Source organism: Rhizobium sp. KDH_Rht_773_N, assembly GCF_052946295.1.
In genome coordinates this window covers 3341229-3363678 of record NZ_CM129525.1, presented here as the reverse complement: position 1 = coordinate 3363678, position 22450 = coordinate 3341229, and the positions used below count along the sequence as shown (strand labels likewise).

Below are 22450 nucleotides of genomic sequence, written 5' to 3'. Positions count from 1 at the left end.
GTAGGCGAAACCACGCCCGCGAGCAACGCCGAAACCCTGTTTCGTCAGGATTTCGGCATGTTTCCGTCAGAAGCCGGCTGCATCCACAAGGCCTTCGTCACAGCCGAACGAGGTCTTCCCGGCTGCCTGGATAAGACCGCCGAGGCCCTTTTCCTTGGCCTGAGCCGAAACGGCATCCTGCGAAAGCCCGATCGTCAGTTCGCTGATCACGCGCGTGTTGCCGACGCGCCGGCAGCTCATCTTCACCCGGTCGCTGGCGCCGGCGCCGAAACTCTTGTCGAAGGCTGCCTTGATCGCCTCCGCCTTCAGCACCTTGCCGACATTGGCGGCGAAGAGCTCGCGCACGGCAGAGGCGTTGAGGTCGCCCATCAGGTCGACGGCGGTGGCGAAATAATCGTCGGCGCTCATCTTCGTGCAGGTGCCGTGTTTGATCCATTCATGCCGCTCGAGTCCCGATTGCGTGCCGGGCATCGCCTTGTCGAGTGCTGCCTTCGTCTCGGTCGAGAGGTTCACGGCCGGCAGGCTCGTCCACTGGCCATCCTTGTCGGCGGCTTTCTGGTCGGCCGGTACGCCGCAATAGTCCTGGCGCATCGGCCACAGGCCGTGGAGGGAGAAATTGGTGGCGTCGTAGCGCTCGCCGCTCTGGCTGGCGCATTCCGCCTTCTTCTGGTTGGTCTGGCAGAATGCCGGCTGCCAGCTTGCCGCAAGGATGAAACGCGTGCGTCCGCTTTCCTGCGCGCAGACCGACCCGACCGACGAAAGCGAGAGGAACAGGATGGAAACCGAAAAAAGAAACTTGCCCATTGATAGCCCCGAAAAAGAACATTACAGGAACAAACAAGCACGAAGCCGAAGTTTGCGCAACCCTGAATCGCAAGGCGACACATGCTTTCTCATGTATGGACGGGAACGCAATATTGCATTTGCCCCGATATCTGGTCTGTTGTGCGGGGGGAGGAATGCATGTTTTCCGAGACGATACGGCTTGATAATGCCGGGGCTTCGCTTGCCTGCCATCACCAGCCCGCAGAAGGGCGGCCTCGCGCTATCCTGATGATTTCACACGGGCTTGCCGAACATTCGCGCCGCTACCGGCGCTTCGCCGGGGCCATGGCCGCCAGAGGCTGCCACGTCTATGCCCACGACCATCGCGGCCATGGCGAGACGACCGCACCGGATGCGCCGCTCGGCCGTTTTTCGAAACGCGGCGGCATCGAACACGTCGTCGACGATATCGCCGCCGTCCACAGCCTTGCCACCGGCCGTCACCCGGGCCTGCCCGTCATTCTCTTCGGCCACTCGATGGGCGGCCTGATTGCGCTCAATGCCGCGGAAGATCTCGCCGGCCGTTTCGCAGCACTTGCCGTCTGGAACTCGAATTTCGCCGTCGGTCTTTCCGGCCGGGTCGCCCAGGCGATCCTGCTGGCCGAGCGCATGCTCAAGGGCTCCGACGTGCCGAGCGACATGCTGCCGCGGCTGACATTCTCCGCCTGGGGCAAATCCATTCCCGGCCACCGGACGGGGTTCGACTGGCTGTCGCGCGATCCGGCCGAGGTCGATGCCTATATTGCCGATCCGCTCTGCGGCTTCGATGCTTCGGTATCGCTCTGGCTCGACGTCTTCGCCCTCACCTTCCGCGGTATCGCCAAGGAGCGGCTTGAAAGGCTGCCGAAGGATCTGCCGATCCATCTGGTCGGCGGCGGCCAGGATCCGGCAACATCCAAGGGAAAAGCCGTTTTCTGGCTGTCAAAGCGTTTGAAAAGCCAGGGCTTCTCCCGTATCAGCACTGAGATATATCAGGACCTGCGACATGAAACGCTGAACGAAATCGGCGCGGAGAAGCCGATCGCGGATTTCGCCCGCTGGTGCGACGCCGCCGTCCGCACGGTCCCGAGTGAAAGGACCTGAGATGACGAGTATGACTTCCGCCCGCCTTCCCGCCTCCTCGGAGGTGACGTTCGGCCTGCTGTTCATGCTGCTCTCGGTGCTGATCTCGCCGCTGATCGACATTTTCTCCAAGCTTGCGACCGCAACGATCTCGTCTACCGAAGTCGCCGGTTTCCGCTTCGTCATCCAGTCGCTGACCATGTTGCCCTTCGTCTTCCTGCGCGGCGCGAAAATCCAGTTCACGCTGAAGCAGAGCTGGTATCATGCGATCCGCGGCGCCATGGTCACGACCTCGATGATCTGCTTCGTCACCACGCTGAAGGTCATGGCCGTTGCCGATGCCATCGCCATCTTCTTCGTCGAGCCGATCATCCTGACGATCCTCGGCAGCATCTTCCTGAAGGAGACCATCGGCTGGCGGCGCTACAGCGCCTGCGCCGTGGGTTTTCTCGGCGCCATGCTGATCATCCAGCCGAGTTTCGAAGAAGTCGGCTATATCGCCTTGCTGCCCGTGGTCAGCGCCTTCTGCATCGCCGTCTTCGCGCTGATGACGCGGGTTCTGTCGCACCGCGAAGACCCCTGGGCCATGCAGTTCCAGACCGGGCTCTGGGGCATCTTCTTCTGCGCCGTCATCCTTTTCGTCGGTTACGGCAGCGGCTCCGACATCATCGATACGGCCATGCCCGATCTGCCGGCCTTCGCCTACCTGCTCGGCACCGGCATTGCCGCCGCGGTCACAGGCATTCTCGCCGCCTACGCCTATCGTGCGGCACCCGCCTCGACGCTCGCTCCCCTGCAATATCTGGAAATCGTCTCGGCCACGGTCTTTGCCTGGCTGGTCTTCGGCGATTTCCCGGATGCGCTGAAATGGCTCGGCATCCTCATCGTCATCGCGTCCGGCCTCTACATCATCTGGCGCGAGCGGCGCTTTGCTTCCAAACCCGTATCCGATACATCTGAGGCAACGCGGGCGCCCTGACATCCGCAACCGCCCATGAGGAGGAGCTTGGGAGGAAACCGGGAGGAACATGACGCAAGACAAGAACAAGAAGCCGCCGCTTGCGGGCATCCGGGTCATCGAGCTTGCGCGCGTGCTCGCCGGCCCCTGGGCCGGGCAGATGCTGGCCGATCTCGGCGCCGATGTCATCAAGGTGGAAAACCCCGACGGAGGTGACGACACCCGGCATTGGGGGCCGCCCTTTGTCGAGGGAGCCGATGGCGAGAATCTCTCGGCCGCCTATTACCATTCCGCCAATCGCGGCAAGCGCTCGATAACTGCGGACCTGAAAAGCGAGGAAGGCCAGTCGCTGGTGCGCCGCCTCGTGGCCACCGCCGATGTGCTGATCGAGAATTTCAAGCTCGGTGGCCTCGTCAAATACGGTCTCGACTATGACAGCCTGAGAGCGATCAATCCCCGCCTCGTCTATTGTTCCATCACCGGCTTCGGCCAGACCGGCCCCTATGCCAATCTCGCCGGCTACGACTATATCGTCCAGGGCATGTCCGGCTTCATGTCGATCACAGGCGACCCGGACGGGCAGCCGATGAAGGCGGGCGTGGCGATCGCCGATATCTTTACCGGCATCTACGCGGTCTCGGCGATCGAAGCCGCCCTCATCCACGCGCTGAAGACGGGCGAAGGCCAGATGATCGACATGGCGCTGCTTGATGTGCAATCGGCCGTGCTTGCCAACCAGAATATGAACTACCTTGTTTCCGGCCGCGCGCCCGTGCGCCTCGGCAACGCCCATCCGAACATATCGCCCTACGAGGTCGTGCCGACATCAGACGGTTATCTGATCCTCGCCGTCGGCAATGACGCCCAGTTCCGCCGCCTGTGCGCCATCCTCGGCCTCGTCGTCGGCGATGACGAGAATTTCGCGACCAACAAGGCCCGTGTCGCCAACAGGGATGCGGTGCGCCTGATGGTCTCCACCGAAACGCTGAAATGGCGGAAGGCCGACCTGCTGAAAGCCTGCGAGGACAATGCCGTGCCGGCCGGCGCGATCAACACGATCGAGGAAATGTTTGCCGATCCGCAGATCGTCGCCCGCGGCCTGCGCATCGACCTGCCGGACGCGGCGGGAACCATGATCCCGGGCGTGCGCACCCCGGTCGTGCTGTCGGAAACGCCGCTGCGCTACGAGCGGCCGAGCCCGCGCCTGGGCGAACACAATGACGAGGTTCTGGCCGAGCTTCTTCAATGGGAGAAGAAGACGTCGTCATGAGAGCAACAGGCCATGAGAAGGAAGAGGCCATGAAGAGGACTGGCGGACAACTGATCGTCGAGGCGCTGAAGGCAAATGGCGTAAAGCGCCTCTCCTGCGTACCGGGAGAAAGCTTCCTTGCCGTGCTCGACGCCCTGCACGACAGCGATATCGACGTCGTCGTCTGCCGCCAGGAAGGCGGGGCTGCAATGATGGCGGACTGCTGGGGCCGGCTGACCGGCGAGCCCGGCATCTGCATGGTCACGCGCGGCCCCGGCGCGACCAACGCTTCCGCCGGCCTGCATATCGCCCGGCAGGATTCGATCCCGATGATCCTCTTCATCGGCCAGGTCCAGCGCGAGGCGCGCGAACGCGAAGCCTTCCAGGAAGTCGAATTCCGCCGCGCCTTCACCGAATTTGCCAAATGGGTCGGCGAGATCGACGACGCCGCCCGCATTCCCGAATTCGTCACCCGCGCCTTTGCCGTCGCCACGTCAGGCCGTCCGGGGCCGGTCGTCTTGACGCTGCCCGAGGATATGCTGCGCGACGAGGTCGAGGCCCCGAAGCCCAAGCGCTACGTCAGCGTCGAAGCCCATCCCGGCCGCAGCCAGATCGATGATCTCTATTTGCGCCTGCTGAAGGCCGAACGGCCGATGGTCATCCTCGGCGGCACCCGCTGGGATGCCGATGCCGTCGCAGACTTCCAGACCTTTGCCGAACGCTTCGGCCTGCCGGTCGGCTGTTCCTTCCGCCGCCAGATGCTCTTCGACCACCTGCATCCCTGCTATGCCGGCGATGTCGGCATCGGCATCAATCCGGCTCGCCAATGAGATCCGGGAAAGCGACCTGCTGATCCTGCTCGGCGGCCGCATGTCGGAAATGCCCTCCTCGGGCTATACGCTGATCGATATCCCCTACCCGGCCCAGTCGCTCGTCCACATCCATCCCGACCCGTCCGAACTCGGCCGCGTCTATCGCCCGGATCTCGCGATCTGCGCCAGCCCCGCCGATTTCGTCGCTTCACTCGCCGATCTCGAAGCCCCCGCAGAACCGCGCTGGGCCGAACGCACGGGCCGCATGCACCAGGCCTATCTCTCCTGGTCGAAGCCGCCGGCGTCAGGCCCGGGCGCGGTCCATATGGGGCCGATCATGGAATGGCTGGAGGCCAATACGAAGCCGGACACGATCTTCACCAACGGCGCCGGCAACTATGCCACCTGGCTGCATCGTTTCCACCGTTTCCGCCGCTTCAACACGCAGGCCGCTCCCACCTCGGGCTCCATGGGCTACGGCCTGCCGGCCGCCGTCGCCGCCAAGCACCTCTTTCCTGAACGGCAAGTCATCTGCTTTGCCGGCGACGGCTGCTTCCTGATGCACGGACAGGAATTTGCCACCGCCGTGCGCTACGGCCTGCCGATCATCGTGGTCGTCGTCAACAACGGCATCTACGGCACGATCCGCATGCATCAGGAGCGCGAATATCCGGGCCGCGTCAGCGCCACCGATCTCACCAATCCGGATTTTGCAGCCCTTGCCCGCGCCTATGGCGGCCACGGCGAGACGGTCGAAAAGACGGAGGAATTCGCGCCGGCGTTCGAGAGGGCGCGCGACAGCGGCAAGCCGGCGATCATCGAGATCAAGCTTGATCCGGAAGCGATCACGCCGGCGCGGACACTGACGCAGATCCGCGAGAAATCCTGATTGAAAACATAGGACCGCGCCGACCGGATATCAGCGGGCAAGCTCGCGTTTCAGCATTCTATCCAGCTGATCGCAGCTCTCTTTGGAATATTGTCTGGTTGACTGTTGCGAGGCACCACGACGGGCCGTGCTGAACGCCCGTTCTGTTGCCGCTTGCGGCTCCGGCAGTTCTTTTCGGGCAAACTTAAGGAAGAGCGCTTTTGCATTTCGAACGAGCTGCGGGCGCTTGTAATGCATGTCGCAGGTCAGTGCGATGGTCATGCTCATTGACGCCACCCCCAGCTCATCGCCTTTGGGAATTGGGGGAAGCTCTTTCGCAGAAGCCACGGAAGCAACAAGGCAACCGGCAAAACATACTGTCAGCAGGCGCCTCGTTGACATTCCGTGTTCTCCAGATCAGATCGCAGCCGTAACGATGAATTCAACCTTGTACTTCGGCGCAGCGAGCTTGGCTTCGCTGGTGGCGCGGGCCGGCGGGTTTGCCGGGTCGATCCAGCCTTCCCAGACGGCGTTCATCTCTGCGAAATAGGCGATATCGGAGAGATAGATGATCGTCTGCAGGATCTTCGACTTGTTGCTGCCGGCAGCGGCGAGCAGCCGGTCGACTTCGCCGAGCGCCGACTTGCACTGATCGGTCACGCTTTCGCCTTCGCCGACCTGGCCTGCGAGGTAGACGGTGTTGCCGTGAATGACGGCGCCGCTCATGCGGGGGCCGATGTCGATACGCTTGATGCTCATCGTGTTCTCCTGTTCATCAAATAAAAGCGCCGAGTCAGTGCATCGGACCGAAAAGTGTGAAGCGGTTTTCGGATAGTCCGATGCTTGAGCAAGAACCAAAGCGGCGCAGGATTGCTCCGGGTAAAGCCGGGTCAGGCGCGGATGTGATGCGTCTTCTGATAGATTGCCGTCGAACGTGCGCCGGAGCGGCAATAGCCGAGCATCGGGCGCTCGAATTCGTCGAGCGCGTCCACCATGCCCTGCACGGCTTCTTCGGTCACGCCCATCGGGCCGACGGGCACCTGGGTGATCTGCAGGCCGAGCTCCCTGGCGCGGGCTTCGATCACGGCAAAGGGCGTCTGGTCCGGGCTTTCGCCATCCGGACGATGGCAGACGATGGACTTGAAGCCGAGCGCCTTGATCTGGTCGAGTTCGTCAACCGTGATCTGGCCGGAAACGGAGTATTCATCGTCGATCTGGCGGATATCCATCGTCTCAATCTCCTCGAAAATGGTGGGCTGAAGGTCTACGACGCACACCCGGAGGCGTCAACACGTCTTCGCCGAACGCCCCTTCATTGGACGAACGCGAAACGCAATCCGTAGCTGCGGCTTTCGCCGGGCTTCAGCCAGTTGAACTCGCCGGCCGCCTCCAGTTCATCGCGCAGCACCCAGCGGTGCGACACCGGCTCGATGCCGATAATATGGGCCGGCGCCTTCTGGTTCCGCCAGATCTGCAGATGCGGCAGCGTATCGGCGCGAAAGCGCACCCGCAGCGTCCTGCCGTTGACGGCGGCGATCGGACCGAGCCGCACTTCGGCAAAACCATCAACCGTGGCGGGCGCTTCGACGCAGAAGATGCCGCCCGGCTCCTCGCCGAAGGTCCAGGGAAAACCGCCTCCGTCCAGCATTTCGCCTTCGAGCCGTGTCCCCGCGTCCAGCCATTTGCCGCCGATGTTCATATGATACATCAGGAAGGTGGGCACCGTCCGGTCGCTCGTATTGACGACGCGGTCTTCCAGAAAGACCTCGCCCGTCGCCCCGTCGATCCGCCACAGGCGTTCGATGCGCTGCGGCAGGCCTTCGACCGTGGTGATGTCGATATCGGCACGGCATTCGGCATTGCCGTTTTCGAACGTCGTCCGCAGCACCCTGGCCGCGTGACCGGAGGCCGAGCCATGCAGCGGATAGATCTTGCCGTCAGCGCCCGGTATCGGCTGGCGATGGCGGATATGGTCGGGGCCGCAGGTGAAGAGAAAGCCTTCCAGCGAGTGATCGATTCGCGCATCGCCATCGTCGGGAATGGCGCGTTTCGGCGCGAGATCGACGCCTTCCACGACGCAGCCGCCGATATCGAGAACCGATGTTTCATCCAGCATCAGGCGCGGCCCGCGCGCGGCGGCAAATTCGATCATCGGTCTGTCCTCCCGGGATTCTCGGCTGCCGTAGGGTTAGGTGGTGGTGCCAGCCTAGTCAATCGGCCGGCAAAAGCGGCAACAGGAAAGGCCGCAACCGGCGACTTCACGGGAACGTCATTTTCGCGCAAGCGTTTATGAGTAAACGCGAAATACTGCTGTTTTTATGTTTTGTTCAGCACGGCTTCAAAATTTCCACACTAGCGTCAAGATTCGCAGGTGTGTGTCTGCCGAGCCACTGATCGAGGTGTGAGTCGTGAATCGCTTTATGAAATCGGCCCTTTCCCTTTCGGCCATGCTTCTTGCGCTCGCCGCCGTCGCCCCGCGGGCCGACGCGCAGCAATATGGCCGTAACAGAAGCGACATCGTGCTGGTGACGCCGAGCGGCGAAATCCTCGATTACGTGCCGCCCGGTCGCGGCTTCGTCTATGCCCACGACTATCGCGGCAACCGCGTGCTGATCGACCGCTACGGCAATATCGTCGCCACCGAAATGCGCGCCCGCGGCTATTATTCGCCGCGCACCAGCCGCGAAGCCTATAACGACGCCTATAACAACGATCCCTACTATCCCGACCAGAACCCTTACGGCGACACGCGCTATTCCGAGCGCGGGCCGGTCACCGGCTCCATTCCGCAGGATGCGGCGATCGAGCGCCGGCCGCTTGAGGATCAGCCCTATCCGGGCGATCAGCAGGGCCAGGAGGATTACGCGGCAGTCGAGCCCGATCAGCAGATTCCGCCGGCCGACGAACCGCGCCCGGCGCCGCAGGAGCCTGTAATCACCCTCAAGGACAAGTCGAAGCCCGAGATCGTCGCGCTTCAGGTCTTTCTGGACCGTTCCGGCGTTTCGCCCGGCGTCATCGACGGCCATATGGGCTCCAACGTCACCAAGGCGATCTACGCCTACGAACAGATGACCGGCACCAAGCTCGATCCGAACAATACGGATGCGATCCTCGAAGACCTGCGCATGAACGGCGGCCTGCCGGTCGTCAATTACACGATCACGGACGCCGATGCCGCCGGCCCCTATGTGGCGCAGATCCCGGAAGATTATTCGCAGAAGGCGCTGCTGCCGTCGCTCGCCTATACGTCGGTCACCGAAGCGCTCGCCGAACGTTTCCACATGGACGAGAACTTCCTGAAGGAAATGAACCCCGGCGTCGATTTCACGATCCCCGGCACCGTCATCAAGGTCGTCAATCCCGGCGAGAACAAGACCGGCACCGTCACCAAGATCCTCGCCGACAAGGGCCGCAAGCAGGTCTTCGCCTATGACGACGCCGGCAATCTCGTTGCCGCCTATCCCGCCTCGATCGGCTCCACCGACACGCCTTCGCCGTCCGGCACCGTGACGGTCGAGCGCGTCGCCTTCAATCCGGGCTACACCTACAATCCGAAGATCAATTTCCAGCAGGGCGCCAACGACAAGATCCTTGAGATCCCGCCCGGCCCGAACGGCCCGGTCGGCACCGTCTGGATGGCGCTTTCCAAGCCCACCTACGGCATTCACGGCACGCCCGACCCTTCCAGGATCGGCCGCACCCAGAGCCACGGCTGCATCCGCCTGACGAACTGGGACGCGACGGAGCTTGCCAAGATGGTCAAGCCCGGCGTGACGGTCGAATTCGTCGATTGAGGAAATCTATTCGCCCGGTGTCCCGGCCGGGCGCTCGCCGAGCTGGATGAGACGCAAGAGCTCCACCTGCTTCCTGGTGCCCGTCTTCATGTAGACAGACCGCACCTGCGAGCGGATCGTCTCCCGCGAACGGCCGGTCTCGGCCGCCAGCCCCGCAACCGAACCTCCCGAAATCAGCGCCCTCACCACCCTGATTTCGGCCGGCGTGAGGCCGAAATCGCGGCGCAGTTTCTCGTCGCTCAGCCCTGTGGCAGTCTGTTTCGGCTCGATCAGGATGGCGACGACCGGCCGCTCGAAAAATCGCGGCTGGCGGCTCTTTTCGAGCTTGAGCAGGGTGATCTTCCGGCCATCGGCCATGACCGTCTGCTGGCGTTCCGCCTCCTCCCCGTGCCGCAGCATCAGCGTAAGACGGTCATCGGCATCCCTGTCGGCAAGATGCAGGATTCCGAGCGGGGACAGCCACAAACCGCGCCCCTGTTCGAGCACCGCCTCCCCGATGGCGGTGGCAGAGACCAGTCGCCGCTCCGAATTCAGCAGCAGCACGCCGACGCCGATGGCATCGAACAGGCGCCCGTCGATCTCCGAAGGGCTCTTTTGCCGGCCGCCGGATTCGACCGCGACAAAGGCGCGCTTCAGATGCGGCCCGATCCGTGTCAGCAGTGCGGCACAGGCCCGGCTCTCGTCCGGATCGGTCCAGCGGGTCGTGGTGATCGAAAGATTGAAGGACCGGCTCCCCTCCCGCAGGATCGCCATGCCGACGGCGCCGTGCCCCTCGTGCCGGTGCCAGAAGTCGTTGAAGAATTCGGTCCTGGAAAGCTCCGCATAGGATATGAAATCCTCGCCGATCGCCCCCTGCCCGGTGGGCGTGGCGTTCAGGCCCGATATCCACGGGTTCAGCCGGCAGTAATAACGCGAATAGGTGTCGATCCAGGCCTGATCCATGTTGATGTGGAATTGCGACGAACCTTCCGCCCGCGCCGCGTCATGGTAGAACAGGCTGGTTCCCCCGCCCGGCAGCAATCCGTTCAGTTCCGTCAGGAACCTATCCCATCGCTCTTCACCGAAAACGATTCCGTAGATGGAATCGATAAGCTTGTCGTCGACTTGCCGCGTGATGCTCATGCATTTCTTCGCCGATGAAGGGATTCCTGCAATCTGCCAATCATTACATCAGCGAGCAAATGTAATTTCAAATAGAAAATGCCCCGGCGACAGCCGAGGCATCAATTTTCTACTCGGATATTCTGGTCAGGCGGCGCGGCCCATCGCATTTGCCAGCCGAACTGCCACCGGAAGCCGGCCCGGCACCTTGCGAATGATTTCCTCTGCGAAACAGTGGGCGTTCTCGCGGGCCTTGTCGAGGTTGCTGACGCGCATCGGGTCCATCGTGTGCAGCGTGCCGCCGCAATCGAAAATGTCGCGGAAGGCCGAGCGTTCGATGATCGCGGTGTCGAGAACCGGCACATGTCGCTCGTTCAGCAATGCCTTGACGAGCTGCAGCGCGCGGGTCGTGACCATGGAATTGACGCGGGTCAGCACGACGGAATGGCCGATCCTGATGCCCGCCTTCTCGTCGAGATATTGCAGCAGTTCGAGAACCTGGGCGCCGCCGCGGGCATCCATCGCGCAGCCCTGGATCGGGATCAGCACGTGGTCGGAAAGACCGACGGCCGTCGCCAGCAGCGGATTGCGCGCGCCCGGCAGGTCGACGATGAAATAATCGGTATTCTGCTTGTTTTCGCTGATGTGCTGCGGCAGCGAGGCCGTCGTGACGAAATCGATGACGCTGATATTGGGCACATGGCCGGAGATTTCGTGCCAGCGCGAAATCCAGTGCTGCGGATCGGCATCGAGGATGGTGACGCGGTAGCCCTGGCGGGCAAGCTCGGTGGCAAGCAGCAATACGGCCGTGGTCTTGCCGGCGCCGCCCTTGGTATTTGCGAATGTGATGACTGGCATATGTGAGTCCTCGAAAGGGAATGGCGCGAGCCGGCATCGCTCTTTTTCTATTCGCACTGTCGGAGCATCGTGCGGTTAACCCATCCTTTCCAATCGTGGTTAACAAATTCTAAACGCGCCCGCCGAAATTGCGGCCTCGATTTCTCGCACCCTCAGGAACACGGACGCCCTGAAACGCAAAAAGGCCCGGAAAGCCAAGGCTTTCCGGGCCAGTTTGCAGGTCCGCCTCTTGTCTGTTCAGAAACAATCCTTGAACAGAGTCTTGGTATTTTCCAGCGTCATCGCAACCGGATTGCCGCCCGCACTCGGGTCCTCGATCGCCATTGCCGCCAGTTCGTCGATCCGGTCGGGGGTGATTCCCATGGCAGAAAGGTTTTCCGGCACGCCGAGTTCCGAGCGCAGCTTCAGCACGTAGTCGTAAAAACCGTCGAAACCGCCCGATATGCCGAGATAGGCAGCGGCACGTCCGATCTTCTCTTCGATCGCCGGACGGTTGAAGCGCAATACTGCCGGCATGACGACGGCATTGGTCATGCCGTGATGGGTGTTGTAGACGGCGCCGATCGGGTGCGAGAGCGCGTGGATGGCACCAAGCCCTTTCTGGAAGGCGACAGCGCCCATGGCGGCGGCCGACATCATGTTGGCGCGGGCTTCGAGATCCGTGCCCTCCTTATAGGCGCGCGGCAGGAATTCCTTGACGAGCCGCATGCCCTCCAGCGCGATGCCGGCAGACATCGGGTGGTAGAAGGGCGAGGAATAGGCTTCCAGGCAATGCGCGAAGGCATCCATGCCGGTGCCGGCCGTGATGATCTTCGGCATGCCGACCGTCAGTTCCGGATCGGAGATGACGACGCCCGGCAGGAACTTCGGGTGGAAGATGATCTTCTTCACATGCGTCACCGAATTGGTGATGACGCTGGCGCGGCCGACTTCCGAGCCGGTGCCGGCCGTCGTCGGCACGGCAACGATCGGCGCAATGCCTTCGACGCTGGCGCGGGTCCACCAGTCGCCGATATCCTCGAAATCCCAGACGGGGCGCGTCTGGCCGACCATGAAGGCGACGCACTTGCCGAGATCGAGGCCCGAGCCGCCGCCGAAGGCGACGACGCCGTCATGGCCGCCGTCACGGAAGGCCTTGATGCCGGCTTCGAGGTTCTTCTCGTTCGGGTTCGGATCGACATCGGCAAAGATCGCCCGGCCGAGGCCGGCGTCTTCGAGAATGCCGAGCGCGTTGCGGGTGATCGCCATCGCGGCAAGGCCGCGGTCGGTGACGAGCAGCGGCTTCTTCATGCCGAGGCTCTTGCAGGCGTCGGCCAGTTCCTTGATGCGGCCGCGGCCGAGCTTGACTGATGTCGGATAGCTCCAGTTGGCGGTGATGTTGGCGCTGCTCATGCTGTGACTTTCTTCAGGTGGTAGGATTTCGGGCGCGTCAGGTTGTGGAAGCCGATGATCGACAGCGAGCCGCCGCGGCCGGTTTCCTTCACACCGGTCCAGCACAGCGCCGGATCGAGATAGTCGGCGCGGTTCATGAAGACGGTGCCGGTTTCGATTTCGCGGCCGAGCCGCCCTGCCCGCTCCGCATCCCTGGTCCAGAGGGAAGCCGTCAGGCCGTACTGGCTGTCGTTCATCAGCGCCAGCGCCTCGTCATCGTTCTTCACCTTCATGACGCCGACGGCCGGGCCGAAGGTCTCTTCGCGCATGAAGGCCATGGAATGATCGACATTGACGAGGATCTGCGGCGCGAGATAGGCGCCGCCGTCATCGGCCGGGAAAAGCTTGGGATCGACCAGCGCCTTGGCGCCCTTGGCAACCGCATCGGCGATCTGCTCGCGCACCACCTTGGCGAAGCGCTTGTGCGCCATCGGGCCGAGCGTCGTTTCGGGGTCGAGCGGATTGCCGAGCTTGTAGTTCGACACCCAGGCGACCGATTTCTCGACGAAGGCGTCATAGAGCGATTCATGCACGTAGATGCGCTCGATGCCGCAGCAGCACTGGCCGGAATTATAGGTCGCGCCGTCCATCAGCGTATCGACGGCGGCATCGAGATCGGCATCCTCCATCACATAACCCGGATCCTTGCCGCCGAGCTCCAGGCCGAGGCCGGTAAAGGTGCCGGCCGCGGCGCGCTCCATCGAGCGGCCGCCCTCGACCGAGCCGGTGAAATTGATGAAGTTGAAGCTGCCGGCGGCAATCAGCGCCGAGGTCGTCTCGTGGTCGAGGAAGACGTTCTGGAACACATCCTCGGGAATCCCGGCCTCGACGAAGGCCTGCACCAGCCGCTCGCCGACGAGCAGCGTCTGCGACGCATGTTTGAGCACGACCGTGTTGCCGGCCATCAGCGCCGGGGCGATCGTGTTGATCGCCGTCATGTAAGGATAGTTCCAGGGCGCCACGACGAAGACGACGCCATGGGCTTCGCGCTCGATGCGGCGCTCGAACCTGTCGCTCTCTTCGACGACGAGCGGCGCCAGAGCGTCGGCGGCGATCGAGGCGACGTAGTTGGAACGCTCGTTGAAGCCGCGATATTCGCCGCCGTATTTGATCGGCCGGCCCATCTGCCAGGCAAGCTCGGGCACGACGACATCGGACATCTCGTTGAGACGGGCGACACCCTTCAGCACCAGCTGGACGCGATCTTCGAGCGGGCGTCTGGCCCATGCCTTCTGCGCCTTGCGCGCACGCGCCACCGCTTCCTTGGCGGCGTCGAGCGACAGAGCCGGACGCTCCGCATAAACGGAGCCGTCGACCGGCGAAATGCATTGGATCATTGTCATGATCAAAAATCCTGTTTTCTTCTGGGCCGTCGCGAATGTCGCGCCCACGCCCTCCTCATCAGGAGAATCCGGGGGCGCGGCTTTCCGCTTCGGATATGTTCTTAAGCTCTCTCGAAGCCTCGCGCCACTTCCCAATCCGTCACGCGGCGGTCGTATTCTTCCTGCTCCCATTCGGCCGCGCGCGTATAGTGGTCGATCACCTCGTCGCCGAAGGCTGCGCGCAGCATCTCCGATTCCGTCATCGCCCTGGTGGCGGCCCGCAGCGTGCGCGGGATCTCGCGGATATCCTTGCCGAAATAGGCATCGCCCACATAGGGCGCCTCCAGTTCCAGCTTCTTCTCGATACCGTCGATGCCGGCCGCGATCAGCGCCGCGAAGGCGAGATAGGGGTTGAGATCGGAGCCGCCGACGCGGCACTCGATGCGGATCGCCTTGGTCTCCTCGCCGCAGAGGCGGTAGCCGGCCGTCCGGTTGTCCTTGCTCCAGACCGCCTTGGTCGGCGCGAAAGTGCCGGCCATGAAGCGCTTGTAGGAATTGATATAGGGCGCGAGGAAATAGGTGATCTCGCTCGCATGGGTGAGCAGGCCGGCAATATAGTTCTGCATCAGCGGCGACATGCCGTGATGGCCGGTATGGTCGAAGAACAGCGGCTTTTCTTCCAGGCTCCAGAGCGACTGGTGGATATGCGAGGAGCTACCGGCGGCATTGTAGTGCCACTTGGCGAGGAAGGTGATTGCCTTGCCCTTGGACCAGGCGATTTCCTTGCAGCCGTTCTTGATGATCGCATGCCGGTCGGCCATGGTGAGCGCGTCGGCGTAGCGCACGTTGATTTCTTCCTGGCCGGCAGATGCCTCGCCCTTGGAATTCTCGACCGGGATGCCGGCGCCCTGCAGCCCCTTGCGGATCGCCCGCATCACCTCCTCTTCCTTGGTCGTCTGGAAGATGTGGTAATCCTCGTTATAGGCGCTGGCGAGCTTCAGGTTCCGGTAGCCGGACGCCTGCGCCGCCTCGTATGTCTGGTCGAACAGGAAGAATTCGAGTTCCGAGGCCATGTAGGCCTTCATGCCCATGGCCTCCAGGCGCTTGACCTGCTTCTTCAGGATCGCGCGCGGCGAATGGGCAACCTCCTCGTGCGTATGGTGGTCCAGCACGTCGCAGAGCACCAGAGCCGTGCCTTCGAGCCAGGGAATGATACGCAGCGTCGAAAGGTCCGGCTTCATCGTATAGTCGCCGTAGCCCTTTTCCCAGCTGGTGGCCTTGTAGCCGGAGACGGTTTCCATCTCCATGTCGGTCGCCTGCAGATAGTTGCAGCTGTGCGTTTCCTTCCAGGCGCTTTCGAGAAAATATTCCGCCTGGAAACGCTTGCCCATCAGGCGCCCCTGCATGTCCACCTGGCAGGCCAGCACCGTATCGATGCGCCCGTCGGCAACGTCCTGTCTGAGATCGTCGAGAGTGTAGCTGCTCATGATGTATCCGCCTGAAATTGAACCTGGGAAATCGGGACAGCGAAACGGCATGCGACCGCCGGGACAAACCCGCCCGATGCCTTTTCGTTGAACCGTGATGGGGCCGCACGGTGCGGCCCCGCCATGTGAGAGGGAAGCCTCAGTTCTTAGACTTCGCCGACGGCCTTCTCGGCCGCTGCGATTTCGGCCTGGCGCCTTGCCACTTCCTCGCCGATCGGCGGCCCCTTGAAGCGGCGGCTTTCAAAGCCGAACCACACGATGCCCGTCAGGATAAGGAAGCCGACCGTGATGTAGAGCGCCCAGTCGTTCGGCGGCTGGATGCCGAGCACGAAGATCAGGACCATGGCGAGGATGGAGAGAACGGCGAAGAGCTTGAACATGCCCTCCCCGAGATTCCATGGCCCCATCTTGTCCCACTTCGAGGTTCCCCAGGCGAACAGGCCGAGCGTGATCGGGATCGCGAAGGAGAAGAACAGGAAGATGACCGTGCACGACACGACGATCGTGTAGACCGGCGTCTCGCCGATCGAAACCAGCGACGAACCCCAGACGAACAGCACCGAAAGGATCGAGCCCGTCCAGATGGCGGCAACCGGCGTGCGGTAACTCGGGCTGACCTTCGACAGCGCCTTGGAGGCCGGCAGGCCGCCGTCACGCGAGAAGGCGAAGATCATGCGCGAAACCGAGGTGACGGTTGCAAGGCCGCACAGCCACTGGCTGACGAGGATCGCGAGGTAGAGAATGTCCTTCACGACCGGATTGACCTGCGTGTCCATCGCCCAGAAGAACACGTTCCAGCCCTGCTTTGCCGCGTCGTCCATATTGGGCAGCATCAGAACGAAGGCGCACAGCATGATGTAGCCGAAGAGCGCCGACCAGAGCACGGAGGACACCATGCCGCGCGGAACGGAATGCGCCGCCTTGACGGTCTCTTCCGACGTATGGGCCGAAGCGTCGTAGCCGGTGATCGTGTAGATCGGCAGCAGCAGGCCGAGCAGGAACACCCAGACGCCCGAGGTCGTCGGCCAGACGTTGCCGCCAGCCTCGCCGGAATAGTTGGCGAAGGTGAAGAGGCGGCCGAACTCGTAGGACGGTGCGGCAAGCAGGCATACGGCAGCAAGCACGATCGCGGTTGCGAAGATGAGGTAGCCCGAGAAGTCCGTAAGCTTTGCGGTCAGCCCGATGCCCATATGGTTCACGAGCGCCTGCGCGCCGGTGATGATTACCAGGAAGACGATGCGCACCACCGTCGTGTCCGTCAGCCCGAGATAGCTCGTGCCGAAGGCACCCATGAAGAAATAATAGGTGCCGACGTTGATGGCGCCGAGAACCGTGACGAGACCGAGCAGGTTGAACCAGGCGGTCAGCCAGCCCGTGAAGCGGTTGCCGAGGATCGACCCCCAGTGATAGAGGCCGCCCGCCGTCGGATAGGCGGAGCTGATCTGCGCCATGGCGACGGCAAAGACGAGCGAAACGAAGCAGCCGAGCGGCCAGCCGATGCCGATTGCGGCACCGCCGGCACCCGCCGTTGCCTGCGCGAGCGAGTTGATGCCGCCCGACAGGATGCAGATGATCGAGAAGGAAACGGCGAAATTCGAGAACGAGCTCATCCGCCGTTCGAGTTCCTGGGCATAGCCCATGGAATGCAGGATATGCATATCCTGCTTCTTATCACTTTCGGAATAGTCCGACATGACTTCCCCCTGTTGACAATCGCCCGCGGGATTGCCGGCGATCCTGTGCCAATAGTGCCCGTGGCTTTTCGCCTTGCGGGCTGTTCGCAGTTAAACTGCTCCCCGGGGTCTTCTTTTTATTCAGGCGTCCAGGCTTTGCTGGAGCAGCCTTGTGAGATAGTCGGCCACGACCCCTTGGCCGGTATCGTCTGCGATGAGGTCGTTGCGGACCTCGATCATGACATTGCGAAGCCCGTTGGAAATGCCGTGCAGGATCAGCGTGTGCGTGACGCCGTCCTCCGGTCCGTAGGGTTCGTTGCGTTCGGTGCGGTAAAGCGGCGCCTCGGCCGCAAAACCCAGCATGCGGTCGGCAAGGCTGCTGTCCTCATCGTGGAGGATACCGAGCTCCACGGCGCGCGGCCTGCCATTATAGACCGGAGTGAAGCTGTGGATCGTCACGATCACGCTATCCTGCCCCCTCGCCTGCCGGTCGCGGATCAGCGCGCGCACCCCGTCATGGAAGGGCAGGTAGAGCGCCTCCGTGCGGGCCTTGCGCTCGTCTTCGCTCAAATCCTTGTTACCGGGTATCGCATAGATCTCGCTGACCTCGGGCATGGCGCCTGGCGAGTCCGGCGGCCGGTTGCAGTCATAGATCAGCCGGGAGAAGCGCTGGTAGATCAGCGTCGCATCCAGAGCGGACGAAATGGCGCGGGCAACGGCCAGCGCGCCCGGATCCCAGGCGATATGGCTCGACAGCGCTTCGTCGGAGAGGCCGAGATTGCCGAAATGTTCAGGAAGCGTGCGGGATGCATGCTCGCAGACCAGCAGCACCGGGCTCTGGCCGTGAGCGCGTTCGATTGCGACGCAATCACCGTCCGCTTCGCTGAGAATTCGGGCCTGAGCCAGCACCAACGGCACCTCCCCCATCGCTTAATAAATTCTTTATAAGAAAAGAATTCTTCAGCTTCACGAGAGTGTCAAGCGCACTCTGAAAATTTCTTTTCATGACAGTCATTGACATGGATTGTGACAGCGTTGTTAACTTTCGGTGGGAAAGTGGCGCCAGACCATCCCGGGGAGCAAAATCACGTGAGTGTCGCGGCCAAGACCGTTTCGGACGTCATTCATTCGCATCTCGGCGTGCTCACGCGCGCTGAAAAACAATTGGCCGAAAGCCTGCTCGACAACTATCCCGTTTCGGGCCTCGGCAGCATCACCACCATCGCCGAAAATGCCGGCGTATCGACGCCGACGGTCGTGCGCATGGTCCAGAAGCTCGGCTACAAGGGCTATCCCGATTTCCAGCAGCACCTGCATCAGGAAGTCGAGGCGACGATTTCCAACCCCATCGCCAAGCACGACCGCTGGGCTCAGAACGCGCCCGGCACGCATATATTGAACCGTTTCGCCGATGCCATCATGGGCAATCTGCGCCAGACGCTCAGCGATCTCGACACCGCGACCTTCGACAATGTCGCCGCCCTGCTCTCGGACCGCAAACGCACGCTCTATTTCGTCGGCGGCCGCATCACCGGCGCGCTTGCGGAATATTTCTTCACCCATATGCAGGTCATCCGCCCGAACACCGCCCTGCTCTCCTCCAATTCGTCGAGCTGGCCGCAATATGTCCTCAATATGAATCCGGGCGACCTGCTGATCATCTTCGATATCCGCCGCTACGAGCAGGAAATGGTCAGCCTTGCCACCGCCGCAGCCAAGCGCGGCGCCGAGATCGTCGTCTTTACCGACCAGTGGGCCTCGCCCGCAGCCAAGCTCGCCCGCCACGCCTTTCGCGTGCAGATCGAGGCGCCGTCGGCATGGGATTCCTCCGTCGTCACGCTCTTCATCGTCGAGGCGCTCATCGAAGCGGTGCAGAATTCGACCTGGGACGAGACGAAGGAGCGCATGAAAACGCTGGAAGGCCTGTTCGAACAGACCCGGCTTTTCCGCAAACCCGGTTAGGAGGGAGAACTAAAACAAGGGCAAAAACAATGACGGATTTCGCGGAAACAGAACAGCCTGTCGCAAACGAAACATCTGCCGCAAGCGCCTGCTATTCATGGCAAAATTAACGTCATGCAATTGTCATACAAGCTTCATCTAACGACAGTAACAGCACATCGGACACTGAAAACCCGAAGGAGAACAACAGTGATCTCTAACATTTCTCGACTGCTTTCGCTTTCTACTGCGATGATCGTAGCTTCGACTGCGATCGCAGCCGCTGAACCGAGCGCCGATCTTATCGCTGCCGCCAAGAAGGAAGGCACGCTGACGACGATCGCTCTGCCGCACAACTGGTGCGGTTACGGCGATCTGATCGCTGCTTTCAAGGCAAAGTACGGCATCGAAGTCAACGAACTGAACCCGGACGCCGGTTCGGGCGACGAAATCGAAGCCATCAAGGCCAACAAGGGCAACACCGGCCCGCAGGCTCCCGACGTTGTCGACGTCGGCCTCTCCTTCGGCCCGTCCGCCAAGAAGGACGGCCTGATCCAGCCTTACAAGGTCTCCACCTGGGATTCCATTCCGGACTCCGCCAAGGACGCCGAAGGCTACTGGTACGGCGACTACTACGGTGCCCTGACCTTCATCGTGAACACCGACATCGTCAAGAACGTCCCGAAGGACTGGGCCGACCTGAAGAAGCCGGAATACGCAAACACCGTTTCGCTCGCTGGCGACCCGCGCGTTTCCAACCAGGCTTACCAGGCTGTTTACGCCGCTGGCCTGGCTGCCGGTGAAAAGGATGCCGCCAAGGCCGGTGAAGCCGGCCTGAAGTTCTTCGGCGACCTCAACAAGGCCGGCAACCTCGTTCCGGTTATCGGCAAGTCCGCCTCGCTCGCTCAGGGCTCCACCCCGATCGTCATCGGCTGGGACTATAACGGCCTCGCATGGCGCGACAGCCTGAACGGCAACCCGCCGGTCGAAGTCGTCGTTCCGCAGACGGGCGTTGTTGCCGGCGTTTACGTGCAGGCAATCTCCGCTTTCGCTCCGCATCCGAACGCTGCCAAGCTCTGGATGGAATTCCTGTACTCGGACGAAGGCCAGATCGGCTGGCTGAAGGGCTATTGCCACCCGATCCGCTTCAACGACCTCGCCCAGAAGGGCCTGGTTCCGAAGGAACTGCTCGACAAGCTGCCGCCGGCTGAAGGCTACGCAAAGGCCGTCTTCCCGTCTGTTGAAGAACAGAACGCCGGTGCTGCCGTCATCACCAAGCAGTGGGACAGCGTTGTAGGCGCCAACGTCAAGTAATTGACTGACCCGGCCTCTCCGTCTCTAATCGACGGGGAGGCCTTTCTCGTTCCGTGGCCCCAGGAAGAGCTTTTCCATGAGCACAGTTTCAACGCCTATGGTCAGCGCCGCGCCCTTGATCAACAAAGACAGAGTGATCGACTGGCTGGGCATTGCGCCTTTCATTATATTCTCGCTGTTATTCCTGATCATACCGACGCTCTACCTGGTCGTGGGCGCGTTTTTTACGCCCGAGGGACAATTCACTTTCAGGAACATCGGCGACCTTTTCACGCCGTCGATCCTCAGCGCCTACTGGATCAGTATCAAGGTCTCGGTGGCTTCCGCCCTCGGCGGCGCGCTGATCGGCTTCTTCCTTGCCTGGGCCGTCGTGCTCGGCGGCCTGCCGACCTGGGTCCGCTCGACGCTGCTCACCTTCTCCGGCGTGGCCTCGAACTTCGCCGGCATTCCGCTCGCCTTCTCGTTCCTGGCGACGCTCGGCCGCACCGGCCTTGCTACTGTCTTTCTGCGAGAATGGTTCGGCTTCGATCTCTACAGCACGGGCTTCAACCTGCTGTCCTTCTTCGGCCTGACTATCACCTACATGTATTTCCAGATCCCGCTGATGGTGCTGATCCTGACGCCGGCTCTCGACGGCATGAAAAAGGAATGGCGCGAAGCCTCCCAGATCCTCGGCGCCACCAACCGCCAGTACTGGACCATGGTCGCCCTGCCGATCCTGTGGCCGAGCCTGCTCGGCACGACGCTGCTGCTTTTCGCCAATGCCTTCGGTGCTATCGCCACGGCTTACGCGCTGACCGGTTCGTCGCTCAACATCGTGCCGATCCTGCTCTATGCGCAGATCCGCGGCGACGTGCTTCACAACGCGAACCTCGGTTACGCGATCGCGCTCGGCATGATCGTCATCACCGGCGTTTCGAACGTCCTCTATCTCATGCTGCGCATGCGCGCCGAACGGTGGCAGAAATGACCGGACAACGTATCGGCGCCTGGATCGCCATCATCATCGGTGCGATCTACTTCTTCGTACCGCTCCTCGGCACGCTGGAATTCTCGCTGCGTATGCGCCGCGGTGTCTACAGCTTCGATGCCTACCGCTCCGTCTTCTCCGACCCGCAGTTCCAGGAAACCTTCGGCTATTCGATGCTGATGGCGCTGCTGACCATCGTCTTCGGCATGCTGCTCGTCGTGCCGACGGCCTATTGGGTTCGCCTGCGCGTTCCGCAGATGCGCCAGATCGTCGAATTCATCACGCTGCTGCCGCTCGTCATCCCGGCGATCGTCATCGTCTTCGGCTATCTGCGAATGTATAACTCGTCCTCGATCCTGCCGCTGACGGGCTTCACGACAGGAACGAACATCCTGCTCGTCATCTCCTACATCACGCTCTCGCTGCCCTATATGTACCGCTCGGTCGATACCGCCATGCGCGCCATCGACGTGCGCACGCTGACGGAAGCGGCCGAAAGCCTCGGCGCCAGCTGGACGACGATCATGTTCAAATGCATCTTCCCGAACGTCATGAGCGGCGTGCTCTCGGGCGCCTTCATCACGCTCGCGATCGTCATGGGCGAATTCACCTTCGCAGCCCTTCTGAACCGCCCGGCCTTCGGCCCCTACCTGCAGCTCGTCGGTGCGAACAAGGCCTATGAGCCGTCTGCGCTCGCAGTTATCGCATTCTCGATCACCTGGCTCAGCATGGGCCTGCTCAACCTCGTTTCACGCTTTGGCAAAGCCCGCCCGGCTAAAGCATAA

The 22450-nt window shown here is 62.1% G+C and carries 20 protein-coding genes and 1 pseudogene; 9 read left to right on the top strand and 12 right to left on the bottom strand.

Annotated elements, in window-relative coordinates; genetic code table 11:
* Positions 1 to 66: 66 nt before the first annotated feature.
* Positions 67 to 804 carry a ribonuclease T2 family protein gene (locus ACU8HS_RS16615; protein ID WP_113414143.1) on the bottom strand — a complete coding sequence of 246 codons (738 nt, stop codon included), beginning with the start codon at positions 802 to 804 and terminating at the stop codon, positions 67 to 69.
* Positions 805 to 963: 159 nt separating this feature from the next.
* Here ACU8HS_RS16615 and ACU8HS_RS16610 point away from each other — a divergent pair, with 159 nt between their 5' ends.
* The 4 genes and pseudogenes from ACU8HS_RS16610 to ACU8HS_RS16595 all read left to right on the top strand — a co-directional run bounded on the left by ACU8HS_RS16610 (position 964) and on the right by ACU8HS_RS16595 (position 5795).
* Complete coding sequence (locus ACU8HS_RS16610) at positions 964 to 1908, top strand: alpha/beta fold hydrolase (RefSeq protein WP_447014714.1); 945 nt, start codon at positions 964 to 966, stop codon at positions 1906 to 1908.
* A 1-nt stretch (position 1909) separates the two neighbouring features.
* Positions 1910 to 2866, top strand: a complete 957-nt coding sequence (locus tag ACU8HS_RS16605) for a DMT family transporter (protein WP_113414142.1) — start codon at positions 1910 to 1912, stop codon at positions 2864 to 2866.
* 49 nt (positions 2867 to 2915) lie between these two features.
* Complete coding sequence (locus ACU8HS_RS16600; protein WP_112703158.1) at positions 2916 to 4115, top strand: CaiB/BaiF CoA transferase family protein; 1200 nt, start codon at positions 2916 to 2918, stop codon at positions 4113 to 4115.
* Between the two features lie 29 nt (positions 4116 to 4144).
* A pseudogene (locus tag ACU8HS_RS16595) lies at positions 4145 to 5795 on the top strand (thiamine pyrophosphate-binding protein).
* A 30-nt stretch (positions 5796 to 5825) separates the two neighbouring features.
* Here ACU8HS_RS16595 and ACU8HS_RS16590 read toward each other — a convergent pair.
* The 4 genes from ACU8HS_RS16590 to ACU8HS_RS16575 all read right to left on the bottom strand — a co-directional run bounded on the left by ACU8HS_RS16590 (position 5826) and on the right by ACU8HS_RS16575 (position 7926).
* On the bottom strand, positions 5826 to 6062 hold the full coding sequence (locus tag ACU8HS_RS16590; RefSeq protein WP_447014713.1) for a hypothetical protein: 237 nt from the start codon (positions 6060 to 6062) through the stop codon (positions 5826 to 5828).
* A gap of 129 nt (positions 6063 to 6191) precedes the next feature.
* On the bottom strand, positions 6192 to 6533 hold the full coding sequence (locus ACU8HS_RS16585; protein ID WP_112703155.1) for a RidA family protein: 342 nt from the start codon (positions 6531 to 6533) through the stop codon (positions 6192 to 6194).
* Between the two features lie 131 nt (positions 6534 to 6664).
* The gene (locus ACU8HS_RS16580) at positions 6665 to 7003 is read right to left on the bottom strand and encodes a TIGR01244 family sulfur transferase (protein WP_112564702.1); all 339 of its coding nucleotides are present in this window, start codon (positions 7001 to 7003) and stop codon (positions 6665 to 6667) included.
* Between the two features lie 83 nt (positions 7004 to 7086).
* The gene (locus ACU8HS_RS16575) at positions 7087 to 7926 is read right to left on the bottom strand and encodes a DUF4432 family protein (protein WP_112703153.1); all 840 of its coding nucleotides are present in this window, start codon (positions 7924 to 7926) and stop codon (positions 7087 to 7089) included.
* Positions 7927 to 8182: 256 nt separating this feature from the next.
* Here ACU8HS_RS16575 and ACU8HS_RS16570 point away from each other — a divergent pair, with 256 nt between their 5' ends.
* Positions 8183 to 9568, top strand: coding sequence for a L,D-transpeptidase (locus tag ACU8HS_RS16570; protein WP_113414140.1), 1386 nt, complete (start codon positions 8183 to 8185; stop codon positions 9566 to 9568).
* 6 nt (positions 9569 to 9574) lie between these two features.
* Here the strand turns inward: ACU8HS_RS16570 and ACU8HS_RS16565 are convergent, their stop codons facing one another.
* From ACU8HS_RS16565 to ACU8HS_RS16535, 7 genes are all read right to left on the bottom strand, one after another.
* Entirely contained in the window at positions 9575 to 10690 is a 1116-nt protein-coding gene (locus tag ACU8HS_RS16565) for a helix-turn-helix transcriptional regulator (protein WP_112753296.1), read from the bottom strand.
* 126 nt (positions 10691 to 10816) lie between these two features.
* Positions 10817 to 11527 (bottom strand): AAA family ATPase, encoded by a 711-nt coding sequence (locus ACU8HS_RS16560; RefSeq protein WP_112703150.1) that lies wholly within the window; start codon positions 11525 to 11527, stop codon positions 10817 to 10819.
* A gap of 237 nt (positions 11528 to 11764) precedes the next feature.
* Entirely contained in the window at positions 11765 to 12919 is a 1155-nt protein-coding gene (locus ACU8HS_RS16555) for an iron-containing alcohol dehydrogenase (protein ID WP_112753295.1), read from the bottom strand.
* Entirely contained in the window at positions 12916 to 14301 is a 1386-nt protein-coding gene (locus tag ACU8HS_RS16550) for an aldehyde dehydrogenase family protein (protein WP_112753410.1), read from the bottom strand. The genes ACU8HS_RS16555 and ACU8HS_RS16550 overlap by 4 nt, the downstream gene beginning before the upstream one ends.
* Positions 14302 to 14402: 101 nt before the next feature.
* The gene (locus ACU8HS_RS16545; protein ID WP_112753294.1) at positions 14403 to 15767 is read right to left on the bottom strand and encodes a glutamine synthetase family protein; all 1365 of its coding nucleotides are present in this window, start codon (positions 15765 to 15767) and stop codon (positions 14403 to 14405) included.
* Between the two features lie 146 nt (positions 15768 to 15913).
* Complete coding sequence (locus tag ACU8HS_RS16540; RefSeq protein WP_112753293.1) at positions 15914 to 17461, bottom strand: amino acid permease; 1548 nt, start codon at positions 17459 to 17461, stop codon at positions 15914 to 15916.
* Between the two features lie 120 nt (positions 17462 to 17581).
* Positions 17582 to 18352 carry an N-formylglutamate amidohydrolase gene (locus ACU8HS_RS16535; RefSeq protein WP_112753292.1) on the bottom strand — a complete coding sequence of 257 codons (771 nt, stop codon included), beginning with the start codon at positions 18350 to 18352 and terminating at the stop codon, positions 17582 to 17584.
* A gap of 177 nt (positions 18353 to 18529) precedes the next feature.
* Between ACU8HS_RS16535 and ACU8HS_RS16530 the strand changes: the two genes are divergently transcribed.
* The 4 genes from ACU8HS_RS16530 to ACU8HS_RS16515 all read left to right on the top strand — a co-directional run bounded on the left by ACU8HS_RS16530 (position 18530) and on the right by ACU8HS_RS16515 (position 22450).
* Positions 18530 to 19402 carry a MurR/RpiR family transcriptional regulator gene (locus tag ACU8HS_RS16530; protein ID WP_112564687.1) on the top strand — a complete coding sequence of 291 codons (873 nt, stop codon included), beginning with the start codon at positions 18530 to 18532 and terminating at the stop codon, positions 19400 to 19402.
* Between the two features lie 189 nt (positions 19403 to 19591).
* Complete coding sequence (locus ACU8HS_RS16525) at positions 19592 to 20695, top strand: ABC transporter substrate-binding protein (RefSeq protein WP_112564685.1); 1104 nt, start codon at positions 19592 to 19594, stop codon at positions 20693 to 20695.
* 76 nt (positions 20696 to 20771) lie between these two features.
* On the top strand, positions 20772 to 21665 hold the full coding sequence (locus ACU8HS_RS16520) for an ABC transporter permease (protein WP_112564683.1): 894 nt from the start codon (positions 20772 to 20774) through the stop codon (positions 21663 to 21665).
* Positions 21662 to 22450 (top strand): ABC transporter permease, encoded by a 789-nt coding sequence (locus ACU8HS_RS16515; protein ID WP_112564681.1) that lies wholly within the window; start codon positions 21662 to 21664, stop codon positions 22448 to 22450. The genes ACU8HS_RS16520 and ACU8HS_RS16515 overlap by 4 nt, the downstream gene beginning before the upstream one ends.